This window comes from Phenylobacterium aquaticum (genome assembly GCF_947378715.1).
Classification (GTDB): Bacteria; Pseudomonadota; Alphaproteobacteria; order Caulobacterales; family Caulobacteraceae; genus Phenylobacterium; species Phenylobacterium aquaticum_A.
Map to the genome: position 1 here is coordinate 1 of NZ_CANCLE010000120.1, position 12,634 is coordinate 12,634.

A 12,634-nucleotide genomic window follows, 5' to 3' on the forward strand; every position below is an offset into this window, starting at 1 on the left:
CCCTGGAGCAGGGCCTGCAATGGCTCGACCTCGCGGGCCCCGGCAAGGCCGCCCTGGTCACCGCAACCCCGGCCGGAACCTACCGGGTCACGGAAGCCCCCCGGGTCCAGCTGATGACCGCCGAGATGCGCCGGGCCCTACCCTAGGCCCTTTACGCCGCCCTGATGGCGGGACGGCCACCTTCCTATCGAAGCCTGACGCCCTTCGGCGCGATCCTGCGGACCTTCCCGAGCGGCCCTGTCTGGCCGCGGCATTCGGAGTTTCCGCGTTCCATGTCCCAAGCCTCCCCCTCCGGCCTGCTGCACAGCGCGCCGCTGATCTCGCTGTTGGACAAGGCCCAGGTCGACAGGACCAGCCCCATTGGCGTCACCGGCCCGAGCGGACTGTCGGCCCTGCTCTGGCTCTGTCGGCACGGGTTCGAACAGGTCGGCTATCTGAAGCCCGGCTGCACCCAGGAGCACCCCGACGCCCTGCTGGTCGCCCACACCTGCGACGTCGAGGCGCTCGACCGGCTGCTGGTCCACGGCCCCTATGTGCGCGAAGGCGGCGTTCTGATCTTCCAGTCGCCCCTGCCGCTGGACAGGGCCGACGCGGGAACGGACCCCGTCCACCGCCTGCTGGAGCGGCGGGGCTACACGGTCGAGCGCTGCCTGCGCGGCGGTCACCGCGAACTCACGGTCGCGCGCCGCCGGCGGCGAATCTGGGCCCAGGCCGCCTGAGATGGTCCGCCCGTCCGACTGGCCCTTGATCGGTCTCAAGCGCCCCGATCGCCCGGCCGGCATCCCTCATCCCGTGCCGACCAGCGGCGCGGCCCAGCCGTTCCGCGAGCTTGGCGAATTGTTCCCGCTCTGGGCGGCCAATCCGTTCGCGACGCCGGACCCCGCCCAGGACAACACCCCATGATCCCTTTGCCGCTTCCGACCGCCGAGACCTGCAAGTTCGTGGTCAGCCAGGTGCGCGGCGGTTGGCGCGTCTCCCCCCACGGCGATGACCCAGGCCGCTTCGCCGATCAGGACCAGGCGACCGCCTTCGCCTGTCGCCTGGCCCGCGACCGCGCCCAGTCCGGAGCGGTCGGGCTGGTGATCGTCCAATCCAACCCGGAGGAGGTGCACGGCTTCTTCCCCGGTCAGGCGGACTACGCCGCCGCCAGGCGGCCCCACCTGGTCTCGGGATAGGGCGTGGAGAGCGGAGGCGGCGGCTCTAGCCGTCGCCGAGGATCGCCCTCCGGCGCGCCAGGCTTTCGACCGGCCACAAGGCCTGCATGTCGTAATAGACCTCGAAGGCCGGCGCGCCGGTCACCTCCACCCAGGACAGCTTGCTGCGCGTGAAGATATGGGCGTCCGGCGTGAGCGCGGTCGGATCGTCCAGGGTCGCCACGCGCACGAACCGCAACGCCGGCCGGCCCCCATAGTCCGACCACATCGCCGTCCCGCAGGCAGCGCAACGATGGATGTCATGCACCCGGCCGCTGTCGGTGGGCATGCGACTTGGCACGGTCTCGCCCGAGGCCACCACGATCTCGGCGGTCTCGATCAGGGCGTTGATGGCGAAGGCGGCGCCGCACTGCCGCTGGCAGTCGCGGCAATGGCAGCAATTGACGAACATCGGCCGCCTGGTCAGGCGATACCGCACCGCGCCACAGGCGCATCCGCCCTCGAACATCGCTTTCCATGCCCCCGCCCCGACCAGAGCCTTGAGAAGACTCCGATCGGGCCAGGTGGGCAAGCCGCGACCTACTTCGCCATGTAGGCGTCCAAGGTCTGGTGATAGTGCCGGATGCGGCTCTCCTGATAGGCCGCCAGCGTCACGCCCGGCTTCTTGGAGGCGCGCAGGCCGCGCTGGATGCGCTTCAGATTGTCGGTGTCCTGGTCGGCCACCATGGCCGCCGAGCCCAGTTCCGGGGCGCTCGACCAGGGCTCGTCAATGCCCAGCCAGCGGATCGGGGCCGGCTCCGGATGGCTGCCGTCGGGCGCCTTGGAGAACAGGAACATGATCTCCATGATCGACTGCTCGGGATTGTCGCCCAGCGGCCGGAACCGGTAGCAGACCGGCAGGGACTGGCCGCCCCAGGGGACCATGTTCGGGAACAGCAGATATTCGATCAGGTCGAGGGACTCGGTGTCCGACAGTTGCGACATGTCGTTGCCCGAGGACCGGCCGATCTTGTCCCGCGCCCGGGCCGCCAGCTTGGCGCGCGGGGTCTCGCCCGGGCCGACCTCGATCGGGGCGCCGCCATAGAAGGGCATGTCGCGGCGCATGTGGCTGATCACCAGCTCGTCGCTGACCTCGCCGACGCCGGGGCTGGGCACGCCCTGCACGCTGATCATCCGGCTGACATGGCGCACGTCCGGCCAGACGTCGTACTGGGTGTTCTGGTCGCCGTAATAGGCCAGCACCTGCGGGTGGGCGTAGGGGACGTGATAGCTCTCGATGAAGGCTTCCATCGCCAGCTTCCAGTTGCACGGCATGATCTTGGCCACGTGCGCCGCCTTCCAGCGGTCCTCCAGGCGGAACGCCTTGAAGTGCTCGGGCAGAATCTCGAGATAGCTGTCCAGCGGCTCGCAGTCGGCGTCGAAATTGACGAACACGAACCCGCCCCAGACCCCGACCTTGGCCTCCGGCAGGTTGAAGTCGCGGCCTTCCATCTGCGGGAAGTCCCACGCCCCGGGCACCTCGGTCAGCTTGCCCTGCAGCGACCAGGTGAAGCCATGGAAGGGGCAGCGGAACTGCTTCACGCAGCCACCCTCGGTGCGCAACTGGGTGCCCCGGTGCAGGCAGGAATTCACATAGGCGCGGATCTCGTCGGGCCCGGCCCGCACCACGATCAGCGAGTCATGGACGATCTCATAGACCACGTGATCGCCGACATTGGGGATGTCCTCGACGCGGCAGGCCAGCTGCCAGGTCTTGCGCCAGACCTTCTCCACCTCCTGGTCATGCCAGGCCTTGGAGAAATAGCGCGCGATCGCGACGTCCTCGGTCCCCAGGCCCTGGGCCGGCGACTCCTCGCGCATCACCGCCGGCGCCGGATTGACGTCGCTGGCCAGGATCTCCTGAACCGACGGGCCGGGTCGCCCGATCGGAAGCGTCACTATACCCATGGCTATCGCCTCCCACGCCGCGCCGCGATCCTTCGCCGCCACGCTGACCTGGCCACCCTGATTGAGTCACACTCATTACGCAACTGATTTGAAGATCACCCGAAGGCCTGGCTGTTGACTTCCTCTTCGAATTTAAGCGCCTTGTGGTCATCACGATGCGGCGCGCCGCGTCAGGATTGATCGTCAAACTCGCAGCGAGACTGCTCCACCCCTTGCCGGCCCGGAAAAACATGGACGCCCTGACCTCCCGCCACCTCCTGACCCTGCACCTGGATGTCGCCTTTGGCGCCATGCTGGACATTGGCCACACGCCCCAGGGCCGCCGCCGCATCGCCCCGATCCTCGGCGGCCGGTTCGAGGGCGAGCGGCTGAACGGCGAGGTGCTGCCCGGCGGCGCCGACTGGGTGATCAACCGGCCCGACGGGGTGATGGTGATCGACGTGCGCCTGGCGCTCAAGACCCATGACTCGGCCCTGATCTACCTGACCTATCAGGGGACCTTCCGGGCCGAGCCGGAGGTGATGAAGCGCTTCAATCGCGGCGGCCTGCTGGAGCCCCACGAATACGCCCTGCGCGTGACCCCGCGCTTCGAATGCGGCGCCGAGCCCTATCGCTGGCTCAATGACCTGCCGGCCATCGGGGTCGGCGAGCAGACCGCCCAGGGCCCGATCTATAGGATGTACGAGATTCTATAGGACCCCGGCCCACGCCCCGTGACCCGCCCCAGCCTCTCGCCCTCTGATGCGGTGGCGATCAACGCCGTATTGGCGGCCGTGCGCCAGGCCGCCGACGTGGTCTGTGATCGCTGGTCGCTCGCCCTGATCCTGGCCGCCTTCCTGGGCGAGACCCGGTTCGGCGGCTTCATGACCCGCACCGGCATGGCCAACCGCCTGGTCACCGCCCGGCTGCGCAGCCTGGAGGCCGAGGGCCTGTTGGTGCGCCTGCCCTATAGCCGCCGGCCCCTGCGCCACGAATATCGCCTCACCAACATGGGCGAGGCCTTCTTCGAGGTGGTGGCCCAGATGGCCCGCTGGCGGCGCATCTGGCGGCCGGCGGAGGACGATCCGATCGCGGCCCTGGTCGCCGCCCGCGCCGAGGGCCCGATCGACGGCCCGCTGATCTGCGGCGCCTGCGGGGCGGCGGTCACCGCCCGCGACATCGAGCTGCGCCTCAACCGCGCCCAGCTGCAGACCATGCCCGCCAAGCAGACCGCGCACCGCCGCTCCACCCAGGCCGGCGCGCCATCGCCCGGGGCCCAGGACCTGCTGGGGCCTTGCCTGGACGTGTTCGGCGACAAGTGGGGCATCGAGATCATCATCTGCGCCTTCATGCGGCTGCGCAGGTTCGGCGACTTCCGCGCCCAGACCGGCATAGCCGCCAGCATCCTCACCGATAGACTGGCGCGATTGACCGAAGCCGGCGTGCTGGAGCGCGTCGACGGCGGCTACCGCCTCACGCCCTGCGGCGTCGATGTCTATGGGGTCCTGATCGCCATCCAGGACTGGGCCGACACCTGGCTCGCGGTCCGCTACCGCTCCCCGGTCCGGCTGATCCACCGGGCCTGCGGACAGGTGTTCCACCTGCCGCCGGCCCGGCCGAACAGGGCTTAGCTCAGGGTCGCAAGCGCCTTGGCGTCATAGTTCATCAGCTCGGCCTCGCGGCCTTCCTTGACCTTCACGACCCATTCGGGGTCCTGGAGGATGGCGCGACCCACGGCCACCAGGTCGAAGTCGCCCCGGTCCAGGCGGCGGACCAGTTCGTCCAGCGAGGCCGGCTTCGACTGCTCCCCGCCCCAGGCGGCGATGAATTCCCCGGTCAGGCCCACCGAGCCCACGGTGATGGTCGGAACCCCGGTCAGCTTCTTGGCCCAGCCGGCGAAGTTCAGGTCCGAGCCCTCGAATTCCGGCTCCCAGAAACGCCGCTGCGAACAGTGCAGCATGTCGGCGCCGGCGTCGGTCAGGGCCGTCAGCCAGGCCTCCATCTCCTTGGGCGTGGTCGCCAGCTTGACGTCATAGTCCTGCTGCTTCCACTGGCTGATCCGGATGATCACCGGATAGTCGGGACCCACCGCCTTGCGCACGGCCTTCAGGATGTCGGCGGCGAAGCGGGCGCGGCCCGGCAGGTCCTTCGACCCATAGGCGTCCTCGCGGACATTGGTGCCGTCCCAGAAGAATTGGTCGATCAGATAGCCGTGGGCGCCGTGCAGCTCGACGGCCTCGAAGCCGAGGTCCTTGGCGTGGGCGGCGGCGGCGGCGAAGGCGGCGATGGCGTCAGCGACTTCCGCGTCGGTCATCGGCTTGCCGAATTCCTTGCCCGGACGCGACAGGCCGGACGGGGTGTCATAGGGGCCCGGCGGGCTCCATTCGGTGTCGCGGCCGCGCACCGCGCCCACGTGCCACAGCTGCGGGGCCATGGTCCCGCCGCCAGCGTGGACCGCGTCGATCACCCGCTTCCAGCCGGCCAGTTCGCTCTCGCCATAGAAGCGCGGCACGTTCTTGTCGTTCACCGAGGCCGGGCGATTGACGCCCGTGCCCTCGGAGATGATCAGGCCGACCTGGCCCTCGGCGCGGCGGCGGTAATAGCCCGCCACGTCCTCGTTCACGACGCCGCCCGGCGAGAACGAGCGCGTCATCGGCGCCATCACGATCCGGTTCTTGAGGGTGAGACCCTTGAAGGCGAAGGGCTGGAAAAGGGGATCGGCGGCCATGGGCGCTCCGGAAAGTTCAAACGGATGTTCGAATGATCCTAAAGCACGCCCCTGCCGGTACGTCAGTTCAGAAAAACTGAACTGACCTCATGGCTGAGAAAAATGGCCGCGATGTGCAAAAATGACGCCGATGTCACCTTCGCCGGTCTTGCCAGATGACCCAGGGTCCGGCACTCTTCTGAACAGCGATAAGATAGCCAGGCGCAGCATGAGACCGCGCCCCATGGAGGACGTGATGAGCGACGGCGCGATTGACCTGAAAGCCGAGGCCCGGGCCAAGGCCTACGCCATCCCCCTTGAGGAGATCAACGTCACCGACATCGAGCTGTGGCGCACCGAATCCTACTGGCCCTATTTCGAGCGCCTGCGGAAGGAAGACCCGGTCCACTATCACCCCGAGGGCCAGCACGAGGACGGGCCCTTCTGGTCGGTGACCAAGTTCAACGACATCATGGCCGTCGACACCAATCACGAGGCCTTCTCGTCCGAGCCGTCGATCACGATCTTCGATCCCAAGGACGACTTCACGCTTCCGATGTTCATCGCGATGGACCCGCCCAAGCATGACGTCCAGCGCAAGACCGTCAGCCCCATCGTCTCGCCGCATAACCTGCAGGAGCTCGAGCCGCTGATCCGCGGCCGCATCCAGAAGACCCTGGACAGCCTGCCGATCAACGAGCCCTTCGACTGGGTCGATCGGGTCTCCATCGAACTGACCACCCAGATGCTGGCCACCCTGTTCGATTTCCCCTTCGACGACCGCCGCAAGCTGACCCGCTGGTCGGACGTGGCCACGGCCGGTCCGGAATCGGGCCTGTTCAAGTCCACCGATCCCGAGGAAGTCGAAGCCGAACGCCGGATGGAGCTGTTCGAGTGCGTCGACTATTTCTCGCGGCTCTGGGAAGAGCGGGTCAACGCCCCGCCGAAATCCGACCTGATCTCGATGCTCGCCCATGGCGAAGCCACCAAGAACATGGATCGGATGGAGTATCTCGGGAACCTGATCCTGCTGATCGTCGGCGGCAATGACACCACCCGCAACTCGATGACCGGCTCGGTCCTGGCCCTGAACCAGAACCCCGCCGAATACGCCAAGCTGCGCGCCAATCCGGATCTGATCCCGTCGATGGTCTCCGAGACCATCCGCTGGCAGACCCCCCTGGCCCACATGCGCCGCACCGCCACCCAGGACATCGAACTGGGCGGCAAGCTGATCAAGAAGGGCGACAAGGTCATCATGTGGTACGTCTCGGGCAACCGCGACGAAGAGGTGATCGCCAACCCGACCGCCTACATCATCGACCGCGAGCGTCCCCGCCAGCACATGTCCTTCGGCTTCGGCATCCACCGCTGCGTGGGCAACCGCCTGGCCGAGCTCCAGCTGCGCATCCTCTGGGAAGAGGTGCTGGTGCGCTTCCCGGAGATCAAGGTCGTCGAGGAACCCGTCCGCGTCCCCTCGGCCTTCGTGAAGGGCTACGAGAAGATGATGGTCTCCATCCCCAGCCGCCTCTAGCCCCGCCTGGCGCGGCCAGACATCAACGCCCCCGCTTCCCTGAGAAGCGGGGGCGTTTTCGTGTCTGACTCAGCCGCTCAACGCCTCTGAGATCATCTGCTGGGTCAGGTCCTGCAGGCGGGGCATGCCCTCCTGCATCATCCGCTGGATCATGCCGACGAAGACCAGGTCGTTCTCGGGATCGATCCAGAACCATACGCCTGACGCCCCGTCCCACTGATAGGTCCCGCGCCCGACCGGCGCTCCGGCCAGGGCCGGGTCATGGAACACCGCGCCGTTGAAGCCGTAGCCCCGCCCAGGCCCCATCTTCTGCATGCCGGCCGTGACCCCGGGGTTCAGCAGGGCCTCGGACAGGTGATTGGCGGTCATCATCGCCACCGCCTCCGCCGACAGGATGCGCGCGCCATCCAGCTCCCCGCCGTTCAGCAGCATCTGGGCGAAGCGGCCATAGTCGCTGATCGTCGAATAGAGCCCGGCCCCGCCCATGGCGATCTTCGGGATCACGCGCGGATCGCGCACGAAGGACGGGTGATCGAGCAGGGTCAGCTCGGCCATCCCATACATGTGGTAGAGGTTGGCCAGCCGGGCCAGCTTGTCGGCGGGCACGAAGAAATCGGTGTCGTCCATGCCGAGCGGCGTGAAGATGTGGTCGCCCATGAAATCCGCCAGGCCCTGGCCGGACAGCCGCTCGATCACCGCCCCCTGCAGGTCCATGCTCAGCGAATAGCGCCAGGCCCGGCCCGGCTGATAGGCCAGCGGGACGGCCGCCACCCGCTGGGCGAACTCGGCCAGGGACCCCGCCTCCCAGACACCGGCGGCGATATAGGCCGCGTCGGTGGCGTCATGCGGTCCAAGCCCGATGCCGTAGCCGAACCCCGCCGTGTGGGTCATCAGTTCACCCAGGGTCGGCGCGTGCTCGACCTCGACGCCACCCGGCCCCTTCACCCCCGCGAATTCCGGCAGATGCCTGGCGATCGGATCGTCCGGCGACCACAGGCCCCGGTCATGCAGGATCATCATGGCCGCCGCCGTCACCGGCTTGGTCATGGAAAAGATGCGATAGATCGTGTCCTCGGCCAGGGGCGCGCCACTCGCCAGGTCCTTGAGGCCCAGGGTCGCGCGGTGGACGATCCGCCCGTGCCGCGCGACCAGGATCGCCGCCCCGGGCAAGACCCCCTCGGCGACGAACCCCGCCAGCATCTCGTCGATCCGCGCCAGTCCCGCGGCCGACAGCCCCCCGTCCAGCTTCGCATCCATGGTGATCTCCTCAAGGCCTCATCGGGGCGGTCGAGACGCCCAGTCGGGAATCGGCCAGGCCGACATAGAGCCACCAGGCCCCCTGGAACGCGACCAGCCCCTCGGCGAAGCAGACATTGCCCACTTGGCCGCCGCTCTCGGCCGGATCGATGCGCAGGAAGGGCTCGGTGTCACGGGCGATGACCGCCGTCGGGTCCGCCGGGTCGAACAGCATCTGGCCCGGCTGATAGGCCATGGCCGGCGCCGCCGGGTCGCCGTCGCGATAGTGGTTGGCGCCGTTATAGATCAGCACGATCCCGGCCTTGGTCAGCACCGCCGGCGGCCCCGGCTCGGTCAGCAGGGAATCGAACCGGTGGCGGCGCGGCCCGGCCAGGGGCCGCAAGCCCTTCAGGCCCGGTGGCCGATCGATCCGCCATGGCCCCTGCCCCGGCTGCGGATGGGGATCGAAGGTCAGATAGCGCTCCGGCGCGACCTCGGCCTCGACCGGCGTCCAGGCGATCAGGTCGTCGGAGGTCGCGGCATAGGTCATGCCCTCCCCCCAGTACATCCAGAACCGGCCATCCAGCCGCGCCGCGACGAGCCGCCCGTCCTTCAGCTCCGTCAGGATCGCGCCGGACTTGGTCAGCCGCCGCACATAGGCCGTGCCGGCGAAGGCCGGGCCGTGCTTGGTCCAATGCCGCAGGTCCGGCGAGGTGGCGACGAACAGCGTCCCGACCTTGCCGTCAAAGGCGGTGTAGGTGCAGACAAACCCGCCGTCCGGCGCTTCCACGACGCGCGGGTCCTCGCAGCCGCCCGGCCACTCCCAGGCCTGCCAGGGATCATCCCCCGGCGCCAATACCGGCTCGGGCTCCAGCTCGAAGTTGCGGCCGTCGGCGCTGGTGGCCAAGCCGATCCGCGAGACGCCGGCATAGCGCCCCACGTCGTCCTCGGCCCGCACCAGCAGGCAGACCCGGCCCTCATGCACCACCGCGCCCGGATTGAAGACATCCTTGGCCGCCCAGGCGACCTCGGCCTTCGACACCGGACAGGTGAACCTCACCTCGCCCCGGTCCTCCAGCACCCGCTCCGGCCGCGTGAACGGGCCGAGCCGCCAGTCGGTCATCGCCGTCACAGCAGGCCCGCCCGGGCGATGTTCCCCAGGTGGCGGGCCGACGGCTTCGGCGTCCGGGCGAAGGTCTCCAGGTCGACCTCCACCAGGCCGAAATGCTGGCCATAGCCCGAGGTCCACTCGAAATTGTCCAGCAGCGACCAGTAGAGGAAGCTTCGGATATCGATCCCTTCGTCGAGACAGCTCCGGACCTCGTCCAGGGCCGCGTCGATGAAAGCGACGCGCCGCGTGTCGTCGTCGGTGGCGATGCCGCTCTCGGTGACGAAGATCGGCCGGCCCATCCGTTCGGCCGCGAACCGGATCGTGCCACCCAGGGCCTGGGGATAGAACTCATAGCCCGCCCCGGTCCGCTCGGCTTCGCGCGGCGGCGGCAGCGGACCGTCTGGACCGACCCGATAGCGGGTATAGGTCTGCACCCCGATGAAGTCGGCGGTCTTGCCCACCTCCAGCCAGGGCCCATAGAGATCCTGGATGAAGGCCTCCGCCTGATGGCCTTCGCCGACGCCCTGGACGTCCTGCATGGTCAGCGTCAGGCCCACGGGGAAGCTTCCCGGCCCGGCCTTCATCGCCGCCGTCGCCTTGGCGTGGGCGTCGACCAGCACCGGCTCGGTCTTTTCCAAGGGTGCGAACAGCAGGGTCGAGAACCGATCCGAGCCACAGGCGCGGTTGCAGTCGGCCAGCATGGCGTCCAGCGCCGCCTTGGCCTTGGGGCTGCGCCGCATCTGCACCACCAGGCGCTGGATGTTGGCCTCATTGAAGGTCGAGGCGTAGCTGATCAGGTCGCCGAGCCGCAGCGTCGCCGTCTCGCAGAACCGGGCGAACAGGTCGGCGCCGTCCGCCACCTCGAACCCGCCCCGCGCCGCGAACCACAGCGGCACGGTGAAGTGGTTGAAGGTCACCATGGGGGCCAGGTCTCGTGCGTGGCAGGCCTCCAGTATGCGGCGGCAACGGTCGAGCTCGGCGTTGGAGAACCGCCCCGGCTCCGGCTCGATCCTGGCCCACTCGATGCCGAAGCGGTGGCAGTTGAAGCCCAGGTCGGCGGCGATGGCGATGTCCTCGCCATAGCGGTGATAGCTGTCGCAGGCGTCGAGCGAGGGCTGGCGATAGAGGCTGGCCGGCACGTTCTCGCACAGCCAGGCGTCGGAGCCGACATTGTTGCCCTCGCTCTGGTGGGCCGAGATCGCGGTGCCCCAGAGAAAGCCTTCGGGAACCGGACGACGGGCGCGGTCGGACATGGCGGGCTCCTAGGCCTTTGCGGGGGGATAGAGATGGGTCAGCAACTCGGCCAGGACCGCGATGGAGTCACCCACGTCCTCGCTGTTGCGCCGAAACAGGGCTTCCAACGCCAGGCCGCGCGCAGCAGCGACCACAAGCCGGTGAATGGCGTCTCCGTCGGGATGCTCCGCCAGGCCGGCCGCGCGGCGGCGGTCCTGGATCCAGGCATGGGCGGCGGTGTCGATGCGCATCTGCATGTCGCGAAGCCGCTCCGCCAATTGCGGATCGGAGCGCGAGGCCAGCATGATCTCCATGACCGCGATGCCCGACGGCGCGCTGACCGCCCCCCAGAGCGTCCACGGCAGATTTCGCATCCAGTCGACGAGATCCACACCGACGATCGATTGCTCATAGTAGTCGGAATCCTTGCGGAACACCGCCCGCACCACGGCGACCATCAGGTCGGTCTTGGCCGGGAACTGATGGGTCATGGCGCCCCGGCTCACCCCGGCCGCCTCGGCCACCACGCTCACCGTGGTCTGGGCATAGCCCCGCTGGTGCAGGCAGGTGATGGCCGCCTCGATCAACCGGTCACGGGTCGAACTGCTGCGGTCGGCCTGGCGGCGACGGGCCGGCTTTGCGCCCGGCGGCGCGATCTCTGACATCTCCTGGCGCTCCCACTTAGGGAGCCCAGCTAACCACGCATTTGCAGAACGTACAGTCTGTTTGTGAATCTAAGGCGGACGCCGGCCGCGCCCTAACGGAACCGGGCGGGCGACAGCAGGGCCGGATCCACCGCTCCAAGCGCCTCGGGCGGGGCCTCGCCCAGCACCAGGGCCGCGCCCAGGCGGCCCATGGCCGGGGCGGTCTGGATGCCGTACCCGCCCTGGCCCACGCACCAGAAGAAGCCCGGCTTCGCCCCATCGAACCCCAGCACCGGGGTGCGGTCCGGCGCGAAGGTCCGCAAACCCGCCCAGCTCGACAGCACGCGGGTCACGGGCAGGTCCGCCGCGCCCTGGACGCGGTCGATGGCGATCGCCACGTCCAGCTCGTCCGGCGCGGCGTCGCACGGGTCGCTTGGGGTCTCGTCGGCCGGCGAGAGCATGATCCGCCCGGCCTCGGCCTTGAAATAGAACTGCTCGTCAACGTCGACGACGAAGGGGCTGTCATCGCACCGGCCATCCGCCGGAGCCGGCACGATGGCGATGGTCCGGCGCTTGGGTTCCAGGCCCAGGGGCGCGATCCCGGCGCGCGCCGCGACCACATCGCCCCAGGCGCCGGCGGCGTTGACCAGGACCGGCGCCGCATAGTCCGCCCCGCCCGCCCGCACCCGCCAGGCGCCGTCCGCCCGCTCAGCGCGTTCCAGCCCCGCGTCGCAGACCACCTGGCCGCCGAGGGCCCGGATCTGGCGCAGATAGGCCTGGTGCAGGGCGTCGACATCGATGTCATAGGCGTTCAGCTCGGCCAGCGCCCCGGCCACATAGTCAGGCCGCAGGATCGGGCATAGGGCCAGCGCCTCCTGCGCCGACAGCCGCCGCGACGATCCCGCCACGTCCGGCAGGGCGGCGAAGGCCTCCAGCCGCCCAAGCTGTTCGGCGCTGGCGATGTGCAGGCAGTCGCGCGGCGTCATGAACCCGTCCGCCAGATGCGGCCGGCTCGCCCGGGTCAGGGCCCGGATCACCTCATTGCCGTAGATCTCCGAGAACAGCGCCGCCGACCGCCCCGTGGTGTGG

At 68.8% G+C, this 12,634-nt stretch carries 14 protein-coding genes; 6 read left to right on the plus strand and 8 right to left on the minus strand.

What is annotated here, in order from left to right; all coding sequences use genetic code 11:
* The first annotated feature begins 272 nt into the window (after positions 1-272).
* From Q7P21_RS14700 to Q7P21_RS14710, 3 genes are read left to right on the plus strand one after another with little or no spacing between them, the layout of a single operon-like run.
* Positions 273-719 (plus strand): hypothetical protein, encoded by a 447-nt coding sequence (locus Q7P21_RS14700; protein WP_304177657.1) that lies wholly within the window; start codon positions 273-275, stop codon positions 717-719.
* A 1-nt stretch (position 720) separates the two neighbouring features.
* Entirely contained in the window at positions 721-903 is a 183-nt protein-coding gene (locus Q7P21_RS14705; protein WP_304177659.1) for a hypothetical protein, read from the plus strand.
* On the plus strand, positions 900-1,175 hold the full coding sequence (locus tag Q7P21_RS14710; RefSeq protein ID WP_304177660.1) for a hypothetical protein: 276 nt from the start codon (positions 900-902) through the stop codon (positions 1,173-1,175). Before Q7P21_RS14705 ends, Q7P21_RS14710 begins: the two co-directional genes overlap by 4 nt.
* Positions 1,176-1,200: 25 nt before the next feature.
* Here Q7P21_RS14710 and Q7P21_RS14715 read toward each other — a convergent pair whose 3' ends face one another.
* Entirely contained in the window at positions 1,201-1,662 is a 462-nt protein-coding gene (locus Q7P21_RS14715; RefSeq protein WP_304177662.1) for a GFA family protein, read from the minus strand.
* Positions 1,663-1,733: 71 nt separating this feature from the next.
* The gene (locus tag Q7P21_RS14720) at positions 1,734-3,101 is read right to left on the minus strand and encodes an aromatic ring-hydroxylating dioxygenase subunit alpha (RefSeq protein WP_304177663.1); all 1,368 of its coding nucleotides are present in this window, start codon (positions 3,099-3,101) and stop codon (positions 1,734-1,736) included.
* Positions 3,102-3,331: 230 nt separating this feature from the next.
* Here Q7P21_RS14720 and Q7P21_RS14725 point away from each other — a divergent pair, with 230 nt between their 5' ends.
* Both Q7P21_RS14725 and Q7P21_RS14730 read left to right on the plus strand, forming a co-directional pair.
* Positions 3,332-3,796 carry a DUF3237 domain-containing protein gene (locus Q7P21_RS14725; protein WP_304177664.1) on the plus strand — a complete coding sequence of 155 codons (465 nt, stop codon included), beginning with the start codon at positions 3,332-3,334 and terminating at the stop codon, positions 3,794-3,796.
* 18 nt (positions 3,797-3,814) lie between these two features.
* Positions 3,815-4,711, plus strand: a complete 897-nt coding sequence (locus Q7P21_RS14730; RefSeq protein WP_304177665.1) for a helix-turn-helix domain-containing protein — start codon at positions 3,815-3,817, stop codon at positions 4,709-4,711.
* Here Q7P21_RS14730 and Q7P21_RS14735 read toward each other — a convergent pair.
* Complete coding sequence (locus Q7P21_RS14735) at positions 4,708-5,808, minus strand: NADH:flavin oxidoreductase (RefSeq protein ID WP_304177666.1); 1,101 nt, start codon at positions 5,806-5,808, stop codon at positions 4,708-4,710. The genes Q7P21_RS14730 and Q7P21_RS14735 overlap by 4 nt on opposite strands.
* A gap of 235 nt (positions 5,809-6,043) precedes the next feature.
* Here Q7P21_RS14735 and Q7P21_RS14740 point away from each other — a divergent pair, with 235 nt between their 5' ends.
* The gene (locus Q7P21_RS14740; RefSeq protein WP_304170215.1) at positions 6,044-7,321 is read left to right on the plus strand and encodes a cytochrome P450; all 1,278 of its coding nucleotides are present in this window, start codon (positions 6,044-6,046) and stop codon (positions 7,319-7,321) included.
* A 69-nt stretch (positions 7,322-7,390) separates the two neighbouring features.
* Here the strand turns inward: Q7P21_RS14740 and Q7P21_RS14745 are convergent, their stop codons facing one another.
* The 5 genes from Q7P21_RS14745 to Q7P21_RS14765 all read right to left on the minus strand — a co-directional run.
* The gene (locus tag Q7P21_RS14745) at positions 7,391-8,578 is read right to left on the minus strand and encodes a serine hydrolase (RefSeq protein ID WP_304177667.1); all 1,188 of its coding nucleotides are present in this window, start codon (positions 8,576-8,578) and stop codon (positions 7,391-7,393) included.
* A gap of 10 nt (positions 8,579-8,588) precedes the next feature.
* Positions 8,589-9,680, minus strand: coding sequence for a glycoside hydrolase family 130 protein (locus tag Q7P21_RS14750; protein WP_304177673.1), 1,092 nt, complete (start codon positions 9,678-9,680; stop codon positions 8,589-8,591).
* Between the two features lie 5 nt (positions 9,681-9,685).
* Positions 9,686-10,921, minus strand: a complete 1,236-nt coding sequence (locus tag Q7P21_RS14755) for a glycoside hydrolase family 1 protein (protein ID WP_304177669.1) — start codon at positions 10,919-10,921, stop codon at positions 9,686-9,688.
* A gap of 9 nt (positions 10,922-10,930) precedes the next feature.
* Entirely contained in the window at positions 10,931-11,566 is a 636-nt protein-coding gene (locus tag Q7P21_RS14760; RefSeq protein ID WP_304177670.1) for a TetR/AcrR family transcriptional regulator, read from the minus strand.
* 92 nt (positions 11,567-11,658) lie between these two features.
* Positions 11,659-12,634 (minus strand): FAD-binding oxidoreductase (locus Q7P21_RS14765; protein ID WP_304177671.1); only part of this gene is annotated, 976 nt, incomplete at its 5' end.